At 73.0% G+C, this 486-nt stretch carries 1 protein-coding gene; it reads right to left on the bottom strand.

Annotated elements, in window-relative coordinates; translation table 11 throughout:
• Window positions 1-368, bottom strand: a 368-nt coding sequence (locus tag ACRX5W_RS16440; RefSeq protein WP_436788882.1) for a hypothetical protein, incomplete at its 3' end; no start/stop codon positions are given.
• Window positions 369-486: the final 118 nt, after the last annotated feature.

Raw genomic sequence — 486 nt, forward strand, 5'->3', positions numbered from 1 at the left:
TCTCGTTCGCCGGCGGCGACGCTGACGACGTGGAGCGTCGTGATGCCGTGCGGCGGCTCGAACTTCGCCGTCACGGTGCCGCCGTGTGCGTCGGCCAGGACGTCGAGAACCTCGGTCATGTCGCCGTTGTCGACGCTGGCGATCGCGGCGCGCACGTCGTCACGCACGCGGCACCACGGGCAGGGGCAGGCTCCGAGCCAACCGCCGATCGCGGCACCCTCGCACCGGCCGAACGCGCGGTAATGGCCGAGCAGTTCGTCAAGGTGCGCGGACCACGCCGCGATCCCGGCACGGATGCTGCCGTACGTCTCGCTCGACAGCGTCAGGTGCGACGTGCCGTAGTCGACCTGAATCACGCGTACGAGCACGGGTGGACCTCCCTCCTATGCGGGTCGGAGCCGCCTCGCCCCGGCGGACGGGGGGACGCGCGAGGCGAGGCGGCACCGGCCCGCACAGAGGAGCGGCCGGGCTGTGCGTCGGCGCGGG

Origin of the sequence: Yinghuangia sp. YIM S10712 (assembly GCF_051388935.1) — a bacterium.
In the GTDB taxonomy this organism is placed as follows: domain Bacteria; phylum Actinomycetota; class Actinomycetes; order Streptomycetales; family Streptomycetaceae; genus Yinghuangia.